Origin of the sequence: Microbacterium sp. JZ37 (genome assembly GCF_035188445.1) — a bacterium.
Taxonomy (GTDB): Bacteria; Actinomycetota; Actinomycetes; order Actinomycetales; family Microbacteriaceae; genus Microbacterium; species Microbacterium barkeri.
Genome location: NZ_CP045253.1, coordinates 2,550,122 through 2,569,504, shown reverse-complemented (window position 1 = coordinate 2,569,504; position 19,383 = coordinate 2,550,122). Strand labels below are relative to the sequence as shown.

Below are 19,383 nucleotides of genomic sequence, written 5' to 3'. Positions count from 1 at the left end.
GGAGGAGCCATGACCGACATCATCACCCGCGCACCCGTCAAGGCCTGGCGGATGCTCGTGCTCGGCGTGCTCGCGCAGGCGGCGGGGACCATGCTCGTCAGCACGCCCGCGTACCTCATCCCGCTGCTGCACCTCGAGCGCGGCATGTCGCTGGCCGAGGCTGGCGCGCTCGCCGCCGCGCCCACCCTCGGCATGGTGACGACGCTCGTGCTGTGGGGGCACCTCGCGGATCGCCACGGCGAGCGGTGGGTCATCGCCGGCGGGCTCGCCCTGACGGCGGTCTTCGCGCTCGCGGCGTCGGCCGACTCCGACGTCCTCGGCTTCGGGGCCCTGCTCCTCCTCGGCGGGGCCGCCTCGGCGAGCGTGAACTCGGCGAGTGGCCGGATCGTCGTCGGCTGGTTCCCGCGCCGTCGTCGGGGCACCGCCATGGGCATCCGCCAGATGTCGCAGCCGCTGGGCGTCGCGGTCGCCGCGCTCGTCGTGCCCGGGCTCGCCGACGTCGGCGGCATCGCGGCGCCGCTTCTCGTGTCGGCGGCCGCGACCGGCCTCCTCGCCGTGCTGTGCGCCCTGGGCGTCGAGAACCCGCCCCGGACCTCGGCCGTGCCAGGAGCGCCCGCGGGCGCGAACCCGTATCGCCGCAGCGGCTTCCTGGCCCGCGTGCACGCGGTGTCGCTGCTTCTCGTCTTCCCGCAGTTCCTCCTGTCGACGTTCGGGATGGTGTGGCTGATCGCAGGACTCGGGTGGGACGCCGCGGCGGCGGGCGCGCTCATCGCCGGGTCGCAGTTCGTCGGCGCGTTCGGGCGGATCGCGGTCGGCGCGCTGAGCGATCGGGTCGGCAGCCGCATGCGCGTCCTGCGCTGGGTCGCGGTGAGCGGCGTCGTCGTCATGGCCGCGCTCGCGCTCGTGGCGGCGCTCGAGGCGGGCGCCGCCGCGGCGGTCGTCCTCGTCATCGCCACGAGCGTCACGGTCGCCGACAACGGCCTCGCGTTCACCTCGGTCGCGGAGGCGGCCGGATCGGCGTGGTCGGGCAAGGCGCTCGGCATCCAGAACACGGGGCAGTTCGTCGCGGCATCCGCCGTCGGCCCCGTGATGGGCGTGCTCATCACGGCCGTCGGCTTCCCGCTCGCCTTCGCGCTCACGGCGCTCGTGCCGCTCGCGGCCTATCCGCTCATCCCGCGGCACGACGAGCACGCCGCCTGAGCGACGAGCGGGCCCCGCGAGGCGGCGGAGCGCGATACTCTTCGGTTGAGGGGAGGCGACGGCATGATCGAGTGGATCGGCACCCTCGTGCGTCTGCTCCTGGTGGCGCTCGGCTCCGCCGCTGTTCAGGAGCCGGTCGCCCTCGGCGCGCTCGCTCTCGCGGCGGCCGCGCTGGCCATCCTCGCCATCGCCACGAAGCCGACAGCGGCAGGAGACGCGCGGCCCGCCATCCGCCGGCGCCTGCGCGCCGAGCGACGCGAGCGCGGCGCGCCCGCGCAGTGCGACCCGGGTGCCCCGGGGCATCCGCGCCCCCGCGCGCCGGGCGGCGCGGCTCCGGCCGCGTAGCGGCGTCCGCGCGCCCAGGCGCGCCGTCGACGCGCATGCGGCCATCAGCCGCATCCGCCTCGACGTCAGGACACTCATGGACCCCTTCGCTCTGCCCCCGCTCGCCGCCGTGCTCGACGCAGCGGCGACCCTCCTCGTCGGCACCGCCGACGTTCTCCGGCCGCTCGCCGGTACGGCTTCCGGTGCGCTCGCCGTGGTCGTCGCCACACTCCTCGTGCGTGCTCTTCTGCTCCCGGCCGGCGTCGCGCAGGCGAAGGCCGAGCAGGCGAGAGCGCGTATCGCTCCGCGGCTGAAGGCCATCGCAGACCGGCACCGACGCGACCCGCAGCGCCTCCAGCGCGAGACCGCGCGGGCCTACGCGGAAGAGAGAGTGTCTCCTCTCGCCGGCATCCTCCCCATGCTCGCGCAGGCGCCCGTCATCGGCGTGCTCTCTGCCGTATTCCTCCACCCCGTGGTCGCAGGGCGCCCGAACGGGCTCCTCGAGGAGCAGCTCGCGGGTGTGTCGCTCGGCGCGAACGCGCTCAGCGCAGGCGCCGAGGGCGCCATCGTGTTCGCGGTGCTCGTCGGACTGCTCGCGCTGATCGCAGAGATCACCCGCCGCGCCTTCCGTCCGCCTGCTTCGCTCGAAGGGCCTGCGATTCTCCGTCAGGTCGGACTGCTCGTGCACACGACCGCCCTCATCGCGCCGTTTCTGCCGCTCGCGGCAGGCATCTACCTGCTCACGACCATGTCATGGACGCTCGGGCAGCGCGCGCTGCTGCGCAGGCGGTACCCGCTTCCGTGAGCGAGGGCGGATGCGCCGCGCAACCTGGGCAGGGCGTGCGAAGCGGCCGGAGGGCCCGTCGGCGACCCGTAGGCTGGGCGCATGGGCCTGTTCTCGAGGAAGAAGAAGACCGACCCCGCGACGGAGGAGGCCGCTTCGACCCCGGTCGAAGGCCAGGGGGCCGCTGCGGCGGCCGACGCTCCCGCCGAGCCGGAGGCTCCCGCCGAGCAGACACCCGAGGTCGGCATCTCGTTCTCCGCGTTCCGCGGCGTGGGAGCGCCCTCGGGGCCCGAGATCGCCCCGCCGTCCGACGAGCCCGCGCCCGCCCCGGCCGCGCCGTCTGCGCCCGCTCAGCCCGGGCCGTCCGTCACGCGTCGCCCGGCGCCCGAGCCGACCCCGCCCGCGCGCCCCGAGCTGCCCAAGGCGCCCGCCGCTCCGCCGACCCAGCTCGAGACCGTGCCGGGCCTGCGCGACAACGCGCTGCTGCGGGACGCGCTCGCGGCTCTCCCGGAGAAGCCGACCGGCCCGCAGGTCATGGGCGTGCTGCGGCAGATGCTGCAGGGCCACGTCTTCCTGCGGGTGAAGGGCGATGCGCGCCAGCAGATCGCGGAGGGGAAGCCCGTCACCTTCGGCATCGCGCGCGTGGGCGACCAGAACTTCATGGTCGCGTTCAGCTCGGGCAAGGCCCTGCGCGATGCCGTCCAGAGCGATGGCGACACGGAGACGTCGGCGGTCGCGCAGCCCGTCGCGGCGCTGCTCACGCAGCTGCTCAAGGGCGACTTCGGCGGCATCATCATCGACAACAACTCCGCACCGCACCGCGTGGTGCTGCCGCGCGACATCATCGAGCAGGCGATGAACCAGGCCGACCCGGAGTTCCGCCTCAAGGCGCTGCTCACGGCGCCGCGCGAGGCCGACACCCCGCACAAGGTCGCCGCGCTGCTCGCGGAGGCCCCGCCGCTCTGGGTCGCGGTCGGCTCGCTCGCGGAGGACCAGACGAAGATGGGGATCGCCGAGGCGCGCCTGGCCGACGGCACGCGCCTCGTGCAGCTGCACTCGCACCCCCTCGAGGTCGTCGCGCAGGGTCGCGGCGAGAAGGCGCTCCCGATCAAGGTCGTCAAGCTCGCGAAGATGCTCCGCGACCACGAGGAGCTGGGCGGCGTGCTCATCGACCCGGCGGGGCCGCTCATCACGCTCACGCGCGACGAGCTCGCCCCGGTGCTCGCCCTCGAGGAGGAGTAGGGGCGGGCTCAGTACTCCGCGCGCGCCGCGAACGTCTCGAGCAGGCGCTGCAGCGAGTCCAGGCGCGGCGCGGGCAGCCGGTGCTCCGCGACCGCCTCGTTGAGCGCGCAGTCCGGCGCGTCGGGCAGGTGCGTGCAGCCGCGCGGGCACTCCTCGGCGACGGCGTCGAGATCGGGGTACGCCCGGAGGATGTTCGCGGGGTCGACATGGCCGAGCCCGAACGAGCGCACGCCCGGGGTGTCGATCACCCATCCCTTGCCCCGTCGGCCCTCGTATCGCAGCGACACCGTCGAGGACGACGTGTGCCGGCCGCGGCCGGTCACCTCGTTCACATGCCCCGTCGCGCGGCCGGCGCCGGGCACGAGGGCGTTCACGAGCGTCGACTTGCCGACGCCGGAGTGCCCGACGAAGACCGTCGAATGGCCCACGAGCGCCGCTCCGATCTCGGCGACCGGCGTCTCGCCGCGCGCGCTGCGGAAGACGCGCAGGTCGGGAAGGCCCTCGAAGTGCGCGAGGAACCCCTCGGGGTCGGCGAGGTCGGTCTTCGTGACGACGAGGAGCGGCCGGATGCCGGCGTCGAGGGCCGCCACGAGGTAGCGGTCGACGAGGCGCGGGCGCGGCTCGGGATCGGCCGCGGCCACGACGACGAGCATCTGGTCGGCGTTCGCGACGACGACCCGCTCGACCTGGTCGGTGTCGTCGGCGCTGCGACGCAGGAGCGACGTGCGCTCCTCGATGCCGACGATGCGCCCCAGCGTGCCCTCACGGCCCGACGTGTCGCCCACGACGCGCGCGCGGTCGCCCGTGACGATCGGCGTGCGGCGCAGCTCGCGCGCGCGGGCGGCCGTCGCCTCGTGCTCGTCGGGGCCGTCCTCGTCGATGAGCAGGGTGTAGCGCCCGCGGTCGACGCCGAGCACCCGCGCGATGCGGGCGTCCTCGTGCGCGGGGCGCCGCTTCGTGCGCGGCCGGTTGGCCTTCGGGTTCGGCCGCACACGGACATCCGACTCGTCGAACTCGTCGTCGAGGTCGTCGGAGTCGCCGAGCCAGCTCACGCCGAGGTGCTCCTCGACCTCGTGCCGACGAGGCCCTCCCACAGCTGGGCGAACTCCGGCAGCGTCTTCGCCGTCGTGCCGATGTCGTCGACGACGACACCCGGGGTGCGCAGCCCGATGAGCGCGCCCGTGGTCGCGATGCGGTGATCGTGGAACGCGCGCCACGTGCCCGCGCGGAGGGGCCGCGGGAACACGCGGATGCCGTCCGGAAGCTCCTCGGCCTCGCCGCCGACCGCGCGGAGGTTCTGGGCGAGCGCGGCCAGGCGATCGGTCTCGTGCCCGCGGATGTGCGCGATCCCGCGGAAGGTCGACGGTCCGTCCGCATACGCTGCGAGCCCGACGAGCGTCGGCGTGAGCTCGCTCACCGCCGAGAGGTCGAGGTCGACGCCGTGCAGGCCCTTGCCCGCGGAGACCGTGAGCGCACCCGAGCGCCGCGTCACGCGCGCGCCCATGTGCGCGAGGATCTCGGTGAGGTGCGCTCCCGGCTGGGTCGAGTGCACGGGCCATCCGGTCACCGTCACGTGGCCGCCCGCGATCATGGCGGCCGCGAGGAACGGTGCGGCGTTCGACAGATCGGGCTCGATCGCGATGTCCTTGGCGCGCACGGGGCCGGCCGGCACGATCCACTCGCCGTGGCCCGACCGCTCGACGAGCACGCCGCGTCGCGCGAGCGACTCGATCGTCATGTCGATGTGCGGGACGCTGGGCAGGCGGGCGCCGACGTGTCGCAGGCGCAGGCCGACGTCGAAGCGCGGGGCGGCGAGCAGGAGGCCCGAGACGAACTGGCTCGACGCCGAGGCGTCGATGTCGATCTCCCCGCCGCGCAGATGGCCGTGTCCGTGCACGCGGAACGGGAGCGACCAGCGCCCCTCGTCGTCGATGTCGACGCCGAGGTCGCGCAGCGCCTTGATCATCTCGCCCATCGGCCGGTGCAGCGCGCTCTCGTGAGCGGTCACGAGCACGTCGCCGTCGGCGAGGCCCGCGAGCGGGGCGACGAACCGCATCACCGTGCCGGCCTGGCCCGAGTCGACCGTGCCGCCGCCGCGCAGGGGAGCGGCAGGGGTCACGTGCAGGTCGGGCCCGAACGGACTGTCGCCCTCGACCTCCTCGATACCGACACCCAGCTGGGTGAGCGCCTCGATCATCCGGCGTGAGTCGTCCGAGTGCAGCGGCCGGTGCAGGGTGCTCGGCCCGTCTGCGATGGCCGCGAGCACGAGCTCGCGGTTCGTGAGCGACTTCGACCCGGGCACGGCCAGGGTCGCGTCCAGCGCACGCTCGGCGACGGGCGCCTCGTACGCGCCCTGCGGTCTGTTCACGGCGCCATGGCCGTCGGGGGAATACCCACGGGCAGTCATCGCGTTCCACCCTACTGAATGCACGAGAGGAGCCGGATGTTCGCCACCCTTGCGAATCCGCGTGAGGACGTCGACGCGGGGCCCTGCGGCGGCGCCGACGCGGCGCGCCTAGACTTGCCGATCATGAGCGACGCACAGCCCTCCCCGGCAGACGCGCGCGCGCAGTTCGAAGAGCAGGCGCTCCCCTTCATGGACCAGCTCTACGGCGCGGCGATGCGGATGACCCGGAACCCGCCGGATGCGGCGGACCTCGTCCAGGAGACGTTCGTCAAGGCGTTCGCGTCGTGGTCGTCGTTCACGCAGGGGACCAACCTCAAGGCGTGGCTGTACCGCATCCTCACGAACACCTACATCAACACGTACCGGAAGAAGCAGCGCGAGCCCTACCAGGGCACGATCGACGACCTCGAGGACTGGCAGCTCGGCGGCGCCGAGTCGACGACCGCGATGAGCAGCCGCTCGGCCGAGGCCGAGGCGATCGACCGCATGCCCGCCTCGGTCGTGAAGGACGCTCTGCAGTCCATCCCCGACGACTTCCGGATGGCGGTGTACCTCGCCGACGTCGAGGGCTTCGCCTACCAGGAGATCGCCGACATCATGAAGACCCCCATCGGCACCGTCATGAGCCGCCTGCACCGTGGCCGGCGGCTCCTGCGCGGGATGCTGACCGAGTATGCGGCCGAGCGCGGGATCTCGGCCGCCGAGACAGGAGCGAAGAAATGACCGACTGCGGCTGCGAGAAAGCACGGCGCGACCTCGAGGCGTACCTCCGAGGCGCGATCGAGCTGTGCCGGACCGAGCACTCCGACATCAAGGAGCACATCGACAGCTGCCCGAGCTGCCAGGGCGAGGTCCTCGTCGAGCGCACGCTCACCGAGGCCATCCAGCGCTCCTGCCGCGAGGAGGTCGCCCCAGAGGAGCTCCGCGACCACGTCCTCGCCCAGCTGCGCGCGGCGCAGGCCGCCCACACAGCGGTCTGAGACCGCCCCTGAGACCGTGGCGTCGAGCACACAGTCTCGGGGTGGACAATAGACGACGTGGAAGAGCTCTTCGTCCTCCTGCTGGTGGTCGTCACCGCCCTGGCATTCGACTTCACCAACGGGTTCCACGACACGGGCAACGCGATGGCCACGTCCATCGCGACCGGGGCTCTGAGACCGAAGGCGGCCGTCGCCCTCTCGGCCGTGCTCAACCTCGTCGGCGCGTTCCTCTCGATCGAGGTCGCGAAGACGGTCGGCGGAGACGTCGTCGACCTGAACCAGGCGCAGGGCGAGGAGCTGATGCTCATCGTCTTCTGCGGCCTCGTCGGCGCGATCATCTGGAATCTCGTGACCTGGCTCTTCGGCCTCCCGTCGTCGTCGAGCCACGCGCTCTTCGGCGGGCTCGTCGGCTCGGCGTTCGTCTGGGGCATCGTGAACGACGCGAACGGCGTCGTGTGGGCCGGCATCGTCGGCAAGGTGCTCATCCCCGCCGTGCTGTCGCCGCTCATCGCGGCCCTCATCGCGGGCGTCGGCACCGTGCTCGTCTACCGCATCACCGCCCGCGTGCCGGCGGAGAAGTCCGAGCGCGGCTTCCGCTGGGGCCAGCTGGGCTCGGCGTCGCTCGTCTCGCTCGCGCACGGCACCAACGACGCCCAGAAGACGATGGGCGTCATCTTCCTCGCGCTCATCGCATACGGGGCGGTGAACCCCGAGGACGACGTTCCGTTCTGGGTGAAGCTGACGTGCGCCCTCGCGATCGCGCTCGGAACCTACCTGGGCGGATGGCGCATCATCCGCACGCTCGGAAAGGGCCTCGTCGAGCTGTCGGCGCCGCAGGGGATGGCCGCGGAGACGTCGAGCGCGGCGATCATCCTCACCTCGAGCCACCTCGGCCTCCCGCTGTCGACGACGCACGTCGCGACCGGATCCATCCTCGGCACCGGTCTGGGGCGGAAGGGCGCCGAGGTCCGCTGGAAGCTCGCGGGGCGGATGGGCATCGCGTGGATCATCACGCTGCCGGCCGCGGCCGCTGTCGGCGGCGTGTGCTGGTGGATCGGCTCCGCGTTCCCCGGCCTCATCGGCGTCCTCATCGTCTTCGCCCTGCTCATCGGGCTGTCCGGCTACATGTACTGGCGCTCCACGCACAATGAGGTGTCGCACCACAACGTCAACGACGACTGGAAGGACGGCGGCGTCACGGTCGACACGTCGAACGTGACGAGCGTCGTGAAGGTCGTGCGCTGATGGCCATCGACGTCTCCGCGATTCTCGGCTCCGTCGGCCAGGTGCTCGTCGCCGGGCTCCTGCTCGGCGCTGGCCTCCCTGCGCTGTTCGCGCTCGGGGTCCGCCTCCTCGCCACGGCCCCCGAACCCGGAGCCGGCGGCTCCTCGGGCGCCCGCGTCGGCGCGTGGGCGTGCTTCGGGCTCTGCATCGCCGCCGCCCTGTTCGGGATCGTCGTCATCGTCTTCGGGAAGCAGATGTTCGGGGCCTGAGGCCCTCGGCAGCCATCCCGCTGGGCCCGCGCGTTCACGCGCACGTCACCCCCGCGCATCCCTCCGGCCACCGACGCGCGCGTGTCGCGTCATCCCGCCTCCGTACGGTCGCGCCTGCGCGCACCCGAGCGCGCTTCCCTGCCGCACCTTCCGGAGGTCCCCATGTCACCACGCCCTGCCCTCGCCGCCCTCGGCCTTCTGGCCGCGACGTCGCTCGCGCTCGCGGGCTGCGCCCCCGCCGGCTCCGACGACGCCGCTGCGTCCGACGGCATCGATGCGGCGTCCGCGACGAGCGTCGAGGACTTCGGATCGTTCGAGGCGCTCGAGGAAGCCGCGAAGGCGGAGGGCGCGCTCAACGTGATCGCCCTGCCGCGCGACTGGGCGAACTACGGCGAGATCCTCGACCTGTTCGCTGAGCGCTACCCCGAGATCGCGATCGAGGAGCAGTCGCCCGACGTCTCGAGCGCCGAGGAGATCCAGGCCGCCGAGGCGAACGCCGGGCTCGACACCGCACCCGATGTGTTCGATCTCGGCCTCACCGTCGCTCTGCAGAACACCGACGCGTTCGCGCCGTACCGCGTGCAGACGTGGGACGACATCCCCGACGAGCTCAAGCACCCGGAGGGCCTCTTCGTCGGCGACTACGGCGGGTACATGTCTATCGGGTACGACGCGTCGTCGTTCGACGCGCCGACCTCGCTCGACGACCTGCTCGGCTCGGAGTTCGCCGGCTCCGTCGCGATCAACGGCGACCCCACGCAGGCCGGCGCGGCGTTCGCCGCCGTGGGCCTCGCGACGGTCCAGTCGGGCGGCACGCTCGACGACTTCCAGCCCGGCATCGACTTCTTCTCGGAGCTCAACGCGGCGGGCAACCTCCTCAAGGTCGATGTCACCTCCGCGACCGTGGCCTCGGGCGAGACCCCCGTCGTGTTCGACTGGGACTACCTGAACGCCGCGCACAGCGCCGAGAACCCCGACTGGAAGACGGTCGTCCTCGACGGCGTCGGCTACGCGGGGTACTACAACCAGGCGATCAACGCCGACGCGCCGCATCCGGCCGCTGCGCGCCTGTGGCAGGAGTTCCTCTACAGCGACGAGGTCCAGAACCTGTGGCTGAAGGGCGGCGCCCGCCCGGTCCGCGCCGAGGCCATGGCCGCGGCGGGAACGATCGACGAGGAGCTCTACGCCGCGCTGCCCGAGGCGCCCGAGGAGACGGTCGTGCCGACGGAGGAGCAGTCGGAGGCCGCGGGCACCCTCCTCGGCGAGACCTGGGCCGCGGCCGTCGAGTGACGACCGCAGTCCTCGCGGAGGGGGCGTCCACCGTCGCGTCGGCGCCCCCTCCGTCCGCCCCTCGACGCCGGCGGTTCGACCCGGCTGCGCTCGGCCTGGTCCCCTTCGCGGCATACGTCCTCGTGTTCCTCCTCCTCCCGACGGCGATCGCCATCGGGACGGGCTTCCTCGACAGCGACGGAGCGCTCACCCTCGACAACATCGCCGGCCTGCTCGAGCCGACGATCCTGCGGACCTTCGGCAACTCCATCTGGCTGTCCGCCCTCACGGCGATCGTCGGCGCCGTCCTCGGTGCGCTGGCCTGCTACGCGATGCTCGGCCTGCCCGAGGGCGGGCGAACGCGCACGGCGGTCGACGCCGCGGCGAGCGTGCTCGCGCAGTTCGGCGGCGTCATGCTCGCGTTCGCGTTCATCGCGACACTCGGCGCGCAGGGGCTCATCACCCGGCTCATCCTCGATCTCGCGGGTGTCGACATCCGCGCGGGCGGCAACTGGCTGTACGCCCTGCCCGGCCTCGTCCCGACGTACCTCTTCTTCCAGGTGCCGCTCATGGTCATCACGTTCATGCCCGCGATGAACGCGCTGCAGCCGGCCTGGGCCGAGGCGAACCTCACCCTCGGGGGCACGCGCTTCGGCTTCTGGCGCTGGATCGGCATCCCGGTTCTGTCGCCGGCGTTCCTCGCGAGCCTGCTTCTGCTGTTCGCCAACGCCTTCTCCTCGTACGCGACGGCGGCCGCGCTCGCCAGCCAGGGAGCGCAGATCGTGCCCCTGCAGATCCGCGCCGCCCTCACGAGCGAGACGGTCCTCGGCCGCGAGAACCTCGCGGGCGCCCTCGCGCTCGGCATGATCGCCGTCGTGTCCGCCTGCATGTGGGGCTACTCCGCGATCCAGCGCCGAGCGGCGAGGTGGCGGCGATGAGCGCCCCGCCCTTCGCTCCGAGTGCCGCGACGCGCTGGATCATCGGCGTCGTGCTCCTCGCCGTGTTCGCCATCCCGATCGCGTCGATGGTCGAGTACTCCCTGCGCGACGGCGAGGGCTACTCGCTCGTGCACTGGACCGCTCTCTTCGACCCGGAGAACGCGGGGACCTATCGTCCGATCTGGGCCGGACTCGGCAACTCGCTCCTCCTCGCCGCGGTCACCGTCGTCATCGTGCTCGCGCTCGTCGCGCCCACCGTCGTGCTCGTGAACCTCCGCTTCCCCCGCCTGCGACGGCTCTTCGAGTTCGTCGTGCTGCTGCCGATCTCCATCCCCGCGATCGTCGTGGTGGTCGGACTCGCTCCGATCTACCAGAGCATCGGACGTGCGATCGGCACGGGGGTGTGGACGCTGGCGTTCGCCTACGGCATCACGGTCCTGCCGTTCGCCTACCGCGCGATCCAGGCCTCCATCGACGCGGTGGACCTCCGGACCCTGTCCGAGGCGTCGCGCACACTCGGCTCGGGCTGGGGGACCACCCTCCTCCGGGTGATCGCGCCCAACCTGCGGCCGGGGCTCCGCGCCGCGTCGCTCATCTCCGTCGCCGTCGTGCTCGGCGAGTACACGATCGCCTCGATCCTCGGGCGCCAGAACCTCCAGACCGCCCTCGTCGTGGTCGGCAAGCAGGACCCGTGGGCGCCGGTCATCCTCTCGCTGCTGTCGCTCGTCTTCGCGTTCGCACTGCTCATCGTCATCGGGCGCGCGGGGCGCGCCCGCTCCGGAAGGACCTCTGCATGACCATCGACGCGATCGACACCGACGAGAACGCGCTGCTCGCGGCCCGAGGGCAGGGCGTCCCGGTCGCCTTCCAGGGCGTGGTGAAGGAGTTCGGGTCGACGCGCGTTCTCCACGGCGTCGACCTCGACATCCGCCCCGGCGAGTTCCTGTCCCTGCTCGGTCCATCCGGCTGCGGCAAGACGACGCTCCTGCGCATCCTGGCGGGGCTCGAGCAGGCGACCAGCGGCGTCGTCCGCATCGACGGTGCCGACGTGTCGACCGTCCCGACCAATCGGCGCGACCTCGGCATGGTGTTCCAGGCGTACTCGCTCTTCCCTCACCTCACGGTGCAGCAGAACGCGGCTTTCGGGCTCGAGCGGCGCCGCGTCGCCAAGGTCGAGGCCGCGAGGCGCGCGCTCGACGCGCTGCGGCTCGTGGGGCTCGAGCATCTCGCCGATCGGTATCCGCACCAGCTGTCGGGTGGCCAGCAGCAGCGCGTCGCCCTCGCGAGGGCCATCGTCACCGAGCCCCGCGTGCTGCTGCTGGACGAGCCGCTCTCGGCACTCGACGCGAAGGTGCGGGTGCAGCTGCGAGACGAGATCCGTGCCCTGCAGCTGAGGCTCGGCATCACGACGGTGTTCGTCACCCACGATCAGGAGGAGGCGCTCGCCGTATCCGACCGGATCGCGGTCATGGACGCGGGGCGCATCGAGCAGATCGGCACGCCGGAAGATCTCTATCTGCGCCCCGCGACGCCCGGCGTCGCCGCGTTCGTCGGGCTCTCGTCCATCGTCCCCGCCGTCGCCCGGAGCGGGTTCGTCGAGGTGCTGGGCACGCGGGCGCCCATCCTGGGCGACGCCGTGGACGGGTCGGTCGAGGCGTTCGTGCGCCCCGAGAACGTGCGCCTGGGCGGGAGCGTGCTCGGCACGGTCGTCGAATCGACCTTCCTCGGCAGCATGCGCCGCTCGGTCGTGCGGGTGGAGACGGCGGACGGCGCGCCGGCGCTCGTCCGCGTGCAGCACGCCGCGTCCGAGCGGCTCGAGGTGGGCGAGCGGGTGACGCTGTCGGTCGACGCCGTGCCGGTCGTCGTGCGCCCGCGCGGGGCCTGACCCTCTTCGAGCGACGCGCCTCGGGCCATCCTGCGCGCGCAGCTCGCGCCATCCACCGCCCGGTCGGAGCCGGACCCGGCGTCCGCGCCCGCCCGTAGGCTGGTGCGGTGAGCCCCATCGACGCACGCACTGTTCCCGCCGACCCGACCTCTCACGCGCGCCTCGCCGCCGCCGGCCTCGACTACCGGCTCGTCGACGGGGCGGACCGCGACGCGCTGGGCCGCACGCTCCAAGCGGTGTCGCGCGGCTTCCTCGGCCCGGAGGTGAACGACGAGTCGCTCACCGAGCAGCACACCCAGCTCGCCGACCGCCGGTACACGGCGGTGTTCGACGCGTCGATCGCCGAGCCGGAGATCCCGGTCGCGACGGTCGATTCGTGGGTCACGCCGCTGACGATCCCCGGCGGCGAGCTCGACATGTGGGCGATCAGCGGTGTGACCGTGTCGCCGACCCACCGGCGGCGCGGCATCGCGCGGGCCATGCTCGAGGGCGAGGTGCGCGCCGCGGCCGAGGCCGGCCTCGCGATGGCGGGGCTGACCGTGACCGAGACCACCATCTACGGCCGGTACGGCTTCGGATCGGCGATCCCCATGAGCCGGTGGACGATCGATGTGCGGCGTGCGGGATGGTCCGGCGGCGAGCCCGACGGCCGCGTCGAGTTCGTGAGCCGCGAGCAGCTCGCGCGCGACCTCGGGGAGGTGCACGACCGTCAGCGCACGCTGCGCGCGGGCGAGATCGCCGGATGGCCGCGCCGCTGGCGGCAGCACGCCGGCCTGTCCTCCTCGGTGAAGGACGGCGACAGCGTCCGCGGCGTGCGGTATGTCGACGCCGACGGCGCCGTGCGGGGCGCGATGGCCTACCGGATCGCCGAGGGCGAGAGCGACTTCGCGCTCGCGCGCCTGGACATCCGCCATCTCGCGGCCGAGACCGACGACGCGACCGCCGCCCTCCTGCGCTTCGCCCTCCAGCACGATCTCGTGGCCGAGGTCCGCACCGACCTGCGGCCCGTCGACGACCCGCTCCGCTGGCTCGTGAGCGACGAGCGCGGCGCCGTGCAGACCATCCGCGACCACGGCTGGCTGCGCATCCTCGACGTGCCGCGCGCGCTCGAGGCGCGCACGTACTCTGCACCGGCGACGGCGACGCTCGAGGTGACCGACCCGCTCGACCTCACGACGGGCACGTGGCACCTCGAGATCGGCGCGGATGGCCGTGCGCACGTCGCGCCGACGGACGCGGCGCCCGACATCCGGCTCGGGATCGCGCAGCTGTCCTCGATCTTCCTCGGGGGCGTGCCCGCCCTCGGTCTCCTCGCGGCACGTCGCATGGCGGGCGACCGAGCGGTCGCGGCGGCGCTCGACGTCGCGTTCCGGCCCGCCCAGCCGCCGTCGCTCAGCATCTGGTACTGAGCTCGCGGCATCCGCACCGCACGGCGAAGCGGCCGGCCATCCCGAGGGATGACCGGCCGCTTCATCGTGCGGATCAGGCCAGCGCGCGGCCCATCAGCTCGGCCTGCTCGACCGCGTGGATCTTCGAGGACCCGGTCGACGGCGCGGCGGCAGCCGGGCGCGAGACGACCGAGATCGTGCGGCCGAGACGGCCGGCGACCTCGAGCGAGATGAACGCCCACGCGCCCTGGTTCTCGGGCTCGTCCTGGACCCAGACGATCTCCGCGTTCGGGTACTCCGCGAGCACGGCCTGCAGCGCCTCGACGGGCGCCGGGTAGAACTGCTCGAGGCGCACGAGCGCGATCGACGGGTTGGGGTTCTTCTCGAGCTCGCCGCGGAGATCCCAGTGGATCTTGCCCGAGTGCAGGAGCACCTTCGTGACGCCCGCCTTGTCGATCGGGCGGTCGTCGGCGAGAACCGGCTGGAAGCGGCCCTGCGTGAAGTCCTGGATCTCGCTCGTCGCCCCGCGCAGACGCAGCATGGCCTTCGGCGTGAAGACGATGAGCGGCTTGCGCGGCCGCGCGTACGCCTGTCGGCGGAGGAGGTGGAAGTACGACGCGGGCGTCGACGGACGCGCGACCGTCATGTTGTCCTGCGCGCACAGCTGCAGGAAGCGCTCGATGCGCGCCGACGAGTGGTCGGGGCCCTGGCCCTCGTACCCGTGGGGGAGGAGGAGCACGACACCCGACTCCTGGCCCCACTTCTGCTCGGCCGACGAGACGTACTCGTCGATCACCGACTGCGCGCCGTTGACGAAGTCGCCGAACTGCGCCTCCCAGAGAACGAGCGCCTCCTCGGCCTCGACCGAGTAGCCGTACTCGTACGCGAGCGCCGCGTACTCGCTGAGGAGCGAGTCGTACACCCAGAAGCGGCCCTGGCTCTCCGAGAGGTTGACGAGCGGCAGCCACTCCTGGCCGTTCACGCGGTCGTGGAACGCCGCGTGGCGCTGCACGAACGTGCCGCGACGCGAGTCCTGGCCCGCGAGGCGGACGTTCGTGCCCTCGAGCAGGAGCGATCCGAACGCGAGGAGCTCGCCGAACGCCCAGTCGATCTTGCCCTCGCGGCTCATCTGCACGCGCTTGTCGAGCAGCTGCTGCAGCTTCTGATGCACCGTGAAGCCCTCGGGCTTGTTCGCGTGCGCATCGCCGATCTGGTGGATCACCTCGACCGGGACGCCGGTGACGTCGGGCTCCCCGACGACCGGGTCCTGCTCGACCTCGGGCGTGACGACGGGGTTCGCCCCCGTCTCGACCGCGTGCGTCTCGGCGAACGCGACCTCGAGGCGGTTCTGGAAGTCGGCCTTCGCCTGCTCGTACTCCTCCTCGGTGATGTCGCCGCGGCCGACGAGGGCCTCGGTGTACAGGCGGCGCACGGAGCGCTTCGCCTCGATGAGGTCGGTCATGAGCGGCTGCGTCATCGACGGGTCGTCGCCCTCGTTGTGACCGCGGCGGCGGTAGCAGACGAGGTCGATGACGATGTCGCGGTGGAAGCGCTCGCGGTACTCGAAGGCGAGCTCCGCGGCGCGCACGACCGCTTCCGGGTCGTCGCCGTTCACGTGGAGGATCGGCGCCTGGATGGTCTTGGCCGCGTCGCTCGCGTAGTACGAGGTCCGAGAGTCCTGCGGCAGCGTGGTGAAGCCGACCTGGTTGTTCACGATGATGTGCACCGTGCCGCCGGTCCGGTAGCCGCGCAGCTGCGACATCTGAAGGGTCTCGACGACGACGCCCTGGCCCGCGAAGGCCGCGTCGCCGTGGATGAGGACGGGCAGCCACGAGAACGACGCGATCGGGCCGCGGTCCTGCTTGGCGCGCGCGATGCCCTCGAGCACGCCGTCGACGGTCTCGAGGTGCGACGGGTTCGCGGCGAGGAGCACCTCGAGCGAGGAGCCGCCGTCCGACGTGAAGGTGCCCTGGGTGCCGAGGTGGTACTTGACGTCGCCCGAGCCGCGCTTGTTGCCGGGCAGGGCGCCCTCGAACTCCTGGAAGACCTCGCCGTACGCCTTGCCGGCGATGTTCGTCAGCACGTTGAGGCGGCCGCGGTGCGGCATGCCGATCGCGGCGCCCTCGAGCCCGCCGTCGGCCGCGCCCTGCAGGATGCGGTCGAGGAGCGGGATGAGCGACTCGCCGCCCTCGAGCGAGAAGCGCTTCTGGCCGACGTACTTCGTCTGGAGGAAGGTCTCGAACGCCTCGGCCTCGTTGAGCTTGCGGAGGATGCGCAGCTGCTCGTCGTGGTCCGGCTTGACGTACTTGACCTCGAGCTTCTGCTGGAACCACTCGCGCTGCTCGTGGTCGGCGATGTGCATGTACTCGATGCCGACGGTGCGGCAGTAGGTGTCGCGCAGCACGCCGAGCACGTCGCGCAGCTTCATCTGGCGCTTGCCGCCGAAGCCGTTCGTGACGAACTCGCGGTCGAGATCCCAGAACGACAGCCCGTGCGACTCGATGTCGAGGTCGTGGTGCTCGCGCTGGACGTACTCGAGCGGGTCGACGTCGGCCATGAGGTGGCCGCGCACGCGGTAGGAGTTGATGATCTCCTGCACGCGCGCGGTCTTGTCGATGCGCTCGGAGAGGTCGACGGCGACGTCGGGGTTCCAGTGGATCGGCGCGTAGGGGATGCGCAGGGCCGCGAAGATCTCCTCGTAGAAGTCGCGCTCGCCGAGCAGCAGCTCGTGCACCTTCTTGAGGAACTCGCCCGACCCGGCGCCCTGGATGACCCGGTGGTCGTAGGTGCTCGTGAGGGTGATCGTCTTGCCGATAGCGAGCTCGTTGAGCGTCTTCGGGCTCGCGCCCTGGAACTCGGCCGGGTACTCGAGGGCGCCCGCGCCGATGATGCAGCCCTGGCCCTTCATGAGGCGGGGCACCGAGTGGACGGTGCCGATGCCGCCGGGGTTCGTAAGCGAGATCGTCGTGCCCGCGAAGTCGGCCGCGGTGAGCTTGTTCGCGCGAGCGCGCTTGACGAGGTCCTCGTAGGCGGCGAGGTACTCGTTGAAGGTCAGCGTGTCGGCCTTCTTGATGCTCGGTACCATGAGGGCGCGGGAGCCGTCGGGCTTGGGCAGGTCGATCGCGATGCCCAGGTTGATGTGCGCGGGGGCGACGACCGACGGCTTGCCGTCGATCTCGGCGTAGAAGACGTTCTGGCTCGGGAACTCCTTGAGCGCGCGGATGAGCGCCCACCCGATGAGGTGCGTGAAGCTCACCTTGCCGCCGCGTGCACGCGCCATGTGGTTGTTGATGACGATCCGGTTGTCGATCATCAGCTTCGCGGGGATGGTCCGCACGCTCGTCGCGGTCGGGACGGTCAGCGACTCGTCCATGTTCTTCGCGAGCGTCTTGGTCATGCCCTTGAGGACGGTGACCCTGTCCTCCTCGGCCTCGCGCTGGTCGTCGCCGTTCGCGGGCTTCGAGACCGGCTGGTCGGCCGGGATGGGCGCGGGCGCCGCGGGTCGCGCCGTCGTGCGCGCGACCGGCTGCTGCCCGACGACGGGGATCGGCGCCGTCGGCGGATGCGCGGGGCCGCCCGAGGGCGTCGCGGTCGGAGCAGCCGGAGCCGCGGGCGCGCCGGCGCCTGCGCCGTACGCCTCGAGGATCGGCCACCATTCCCTGTCGACCGCGTTGCGGTCGACCTTGAACTGCTCATAGAGCTCTTCGACGAGCCACTCGTTGGCACCGAACTCGTCTTCGCTCGAGGTACCGACGCCCGTCACACGGCTTGACACGGCAGGATCGCCCACTTTCGTCCCTGAATCGATGGCACGCATGCTCCGATGCGGAAAACCCCCGAACCGGACCTCCCGAGGCGGTCTCTTCGCACCGGGACGATGCGCGTGCGTTCAGGCATCCAGCCTAGCCCACTCGCCGCGCGGAACGCCCTGAGGCGACGCGCTCTGATGGCACGCACAGTCGCGCGCCGCCGCGTTCCGACAGGGCGGCGCTACCGTGGGCGACATGGAATTCATCGGCGAGCCCCCGACGGTCGATCTCACCTACTCGGACGTCTTCCTCGCGCCGCGCAGATCGGCGATCACGAGCCGCCTCCAGGTCGACCTCGCGCCGGGTGACGGCACGACCGCGACCATCCCCCTCGTGTCGAGCAACATGAACTCCGTGACGGGCCCGCGGCTCGCGGCGGCCCTCGCACGCCGCGGCGGGCTCGGCGTGCTCCCGCAGGACATGCCCCTTCAGGCCCTCGATGCGGCCATCCGCTGGGTGAAGCGGCAGCCGGTGCACTGGGACACGCCGCTCATCCTCGCGCCGGAGACGACGGTCGAGGAGGCGCGTCGCGTGCTGCCGCCGCTCGAGGGGCACGGCATCGTCGTCGGTCGCGGCGAGGGAGCGGATGGCGAGCTCCCGCACGTGTCCGACATCCGCGGCATGCTGCCGGCGTCTCGGCTCGCGACCGCGCTTCCCGACGCCGCGCTCGGCGACCTCGTGCGCGGTCCCGTGCCGTCGATCGACGCCGACGACGTCACCGACGCACGGCATGCGTTCGACCTGCTCGTGGACGCCGATGTCGAGATGATGACGGTCGTGCGCAAGGGCCGGCTCGTGGGCACCGCGACGCGCCGCAGCGCCCTCCGGTCGACGCTCTACCGCCCCGCGGTCGACGCCGGCGGCCGCCTCGTCGTCGCCGCGGCGATCGGCATCAACGGCGACGTCGAGGCGAAGGCCCGGGCGCTCGCGGCGGCGGGCGTCGACGTGCTCGTGGTGGACACCGCGCACGGGCATCAGGAGGGGATGCTGCGCGCGCTCGGCGTCGTCGCGGGCCTCGGCCTCGGCATCCCGGTCGTGGCCGGCAACATCGTCACGGCCGACGGCGTCCGCGACCTCGTGGCGGCCGGCGCGTCGATCCTCAAGGTCGGCGTGGGCCCCGGCGCGATGTGCACGACCCGCATGATGACCGCCGTCGGGCGGCCCCAGTTCTCGGCCGTGCTCGAGACGGCCGAGGCCGCGCGCGACCTCGGCGCGCACGTGTGGGCGGATGGCGGCGTCCGCTACCCGCGCGACGTCGCGCTCGCGCTCGCGGCGGGCGCCGCGAGCGTCATGATCGGCTCGTGGTTCGCCGGCACCATCGAGGCGCCGGGCTCGCTGCAGACGGACGCCGACGGCCGCATCTTCAAGGAGTCGTGGGGGATGGCCTCGACGAAGGCCGTGCAGGAGCGCTTCGGCCGACTCGACGCCTACGAGCGTGCACGCAAGGAGCTGTTCGCCGAGGGGATCTCGTCGTCGCGCATCTACCTCGACCCGCTCCGCCCGAGCGTGGAGGACCTCGTCGACATGATCACCTCGGGCGTGCGCTCGTCGTTCACGTATGCGGGTGCCGCGACCGTAGCGGAGTTCCACGACCGCGCCCGCGTCGGCCTGCAGTCCGCGGCGGGCTACGAGGAGGGGAAGGCGCTCCCCGTCAGCTGGTGACG

At 72.3% G+C, this 19,383-nt stretch carries 17 protein-coding genes; 14 read left to right on the top strand and 3 right to left on the bottom strand.

Going from position 1 to position 19,383, the window contains the following annotated elements; translation table 11 throughout:
- The first annotated feature begins 9 nt into the window (after window positions 1–9).
- From GC092_RS11870 to GC092_RS11855, 4 genes are all read left to right on the top strand, one after another.
- The gene (locus GC092_RS11870; protein WP_324012113.1) at window positions 10–1,200 is read left to right on the top strand and encodes an MFS transporter; all 1,191 of its coding nucleotides are present in this window, start codon (window positions 10–12) and stop codon (window positions 1,198–1,200) included.
- Between the two features lie 63 nt (window positions 1,201–1,263).
- A complete protein-coding gene (locus GC092_RS11865) occupies window positions 1,264–1,545 on the top strand; it encodes a DUF6412 domain-containing protein (protein WP_324012111.1) in 282 nt (93 codons plus the stop codon).
- A gap of 76 nt (window positions 1,546–1,621) precedes the next feature.
- Complete coding sequence (locus GC092_RS11860) at window positions 1,622–2,329, top strand: YidC/Oxa1 family membrane protein insertase (protein ID WP_324012110.1); 708 nt, start codon at window positions 1,622–1,624, stop codon at window positions 2,327–2,329.
- 81 nt (window positions 2,330–2,410) lie between these two features.
- Window positions 2,411–3,550: an SseB family protein gene (locus GC092_RS11855; protein WP_324012108.1), complete on the top strand. Its 1,140-nt coding sequence runs from the start codon at window positions 2,411–2,413 to the stop codon at window positions 3,548–3,550.
- Window positions 3,551–3,558: 8 nt separating this feature from the next.
- Here the strand turns inward: GC092_RS11855 and rsgA are convergent, their stop codons facing one another.
- A complete protein-coding gene (gene rsgA, locus GC092_RS11850; protein ID WP_282978173.1) occupies window positions 3,559–4,602 on the bottom strand; it encodes a ribosome small subunit-dependent GTPase A in 1,044 nt (347 codons plus the stop codon).
- Window positions 4,599–5,957, bottom strand: a complete 1,359-nt coding sequence (gene aroA / locus GC092_RS11845) for a 3-phosphoshikimate 1-carboxyvinyltransferase (RefSeq protein WP_271172302.1) — start codon at window positions 5,955–5,957, stop codon at window positions 4,599–4,601. Before aroA ends, rsgA begins: the two co-directional genes overlap by 4 nt.
- A 123-nt stretch (window positions 5,958–6,080) precedes the next feature.
- On the opposite strand from aroA, the gene GC092_RS11840 reads away from it, so the two are divergent.
- From GC092_RS11840 to GC092_RS11800, 9 genes are all read left to right on the top strand, one after another.
- Window positions 6,081–6,680, top strand: coding sequence for a sigma-70 family RNA polymerase sigma factor (locus GC092_RS11840; protein WP_271172301.1), 600 nt, complete (start codon window positions 6,081–6,083; stop codon window positions 6,678–6,680).
- Window positions 6,677–6,937, top strand: coding sequence for an anti-sigma factor family protein (locus GC092_RS11835; RefSeq protein ID WP_271172300.1), 261 nt, complete (start codon window positions 6,677–6,679; stop codon window positions 6,935–6,937). The genes GC092_RS11840 and GC092_RS11835 overlap by 4 nt, the downstream gene beginning before the upstream one ends.
- A 57-nt stretch (window positions 6,938–6,994) precedes the next feature.
- On the top strand, window positions 6,995–8,182 hold the full coding sequence (locus GC092_RS11830; protein ID WP_324012105.1) for an inorganic phosphate transporter: 1,188 nt from the start codon (window positions 6,995–6,997) through the stop codon (window positions 8,180–8,182).
- On the top strand, window positions 8,182–8,430 hold the full coding sequence (locus tag GC092_RS11825; protein WP_324012104.1) for a hypothetical protein: 249 nt from the start codon (window positions 8,182–8,184) through the stop codon (window positions 8,428–8,430). The genes GC092_RS11830 and GC092_RS11825 overlap by 1 nt, the downstream gene beginning before the upstream one ends.
- A gap of 162 nt (window positions 8,431–8,592) precedes the next feature.
- Entirely contained in the window at window positions 8,593–9,720 is a 1,128-nt protein-coding gene (locus GC092_RS11820; RefSeq protein ID WP_271172297.1) for an ABC transporter substrate-binding protein, read from the top strand.
- A complete protein-coding gene (locus tag GC092_RS11815) occupies window positions 9,717–10,637 on the top strand; it encodes an ABC transporter permease (protein ID WP_416383273.1) in 921 nt (306 codons plus the stop codon). The genes GC092_RS11820 and GC092_RS11815 overlap by 4 nt, the downstream gene beginning before the upstream one ends.
- Window positions 10,634–11,434 (top strand): ABC transporter permease, encoded by an 801-nt coding sequence (locus GC092_RS11810; RefSeq protein WP_324012100.1) that lies wholly within the window; start codon window positions 10,634–10,636, stop codon window positions 11,432–11,434. Before GC092_RS11815 ends, GC092_RS11810 begins: the two co-directional genes overlap by 4 nt.
- Window positions 11,431–12,522, top strand: coding sequence for an ABC transporter ATP-binding protein (locus tag GC092_RS11805; RefSeq protein WP_324012098.1), 1,092 nt, complete (start codon window positions 11,431–11,433; stop codon window positions 12,520–12,522). The genes GC092_RS11810 and GC092_RS11805 overlap by 4 nt, the downstream gene beginning before the upstream one ends.
- Window positions 12,523–12,629: 107 nt before the next feature.
- A complete protein-coding gene (locus GC092_RS11800; RefSeq protein WP_271172294.1) occupies window positions 12,630–13,931 on the top strand; it encodes a GNAT family N-acetyltransferase in 1,302 nt (433 codons plus the stop codon).
- A gap of 73 nt (window positions 13,932–14,004) precedes the next feature.
- On the opposite strand, the gene GC092_RS11795 is transcribed toward GC092_RS11800, so the two are convergent.
- Complete coding sequence (locus tag GC092_RS11795; protein WP_324012096.1) at window positions 14,005–17,685, bottom strand: multifunctional oxoglutarate decarboxylase/oxoglutarate dehydrogenase thiamine pyrophosphate-binding subunit/dihydrolipoyllysine-residue succinyltransferase subunit; 3,681 nt, start codon at window positions 17,683–17,685, stop codon at window positions 14,005–14,007.
- 229 nt (window positions 17,686–17,914) lie between these two features.
- Between GC092_RS11795 and GC092_RS11790 the strand changes: the two genes are divergently transcribed.
- Entirely contained in the window at window positions 17,915–19,381 is a 1,467-nt protein-coding gene (locus tag GC092_RS11790; RefSeq protein WP_324012095.1) for a GMP reductase, read from the top strand.
- Window positions 19,382–19,383 lie beyond the last annotated feature (2 nt).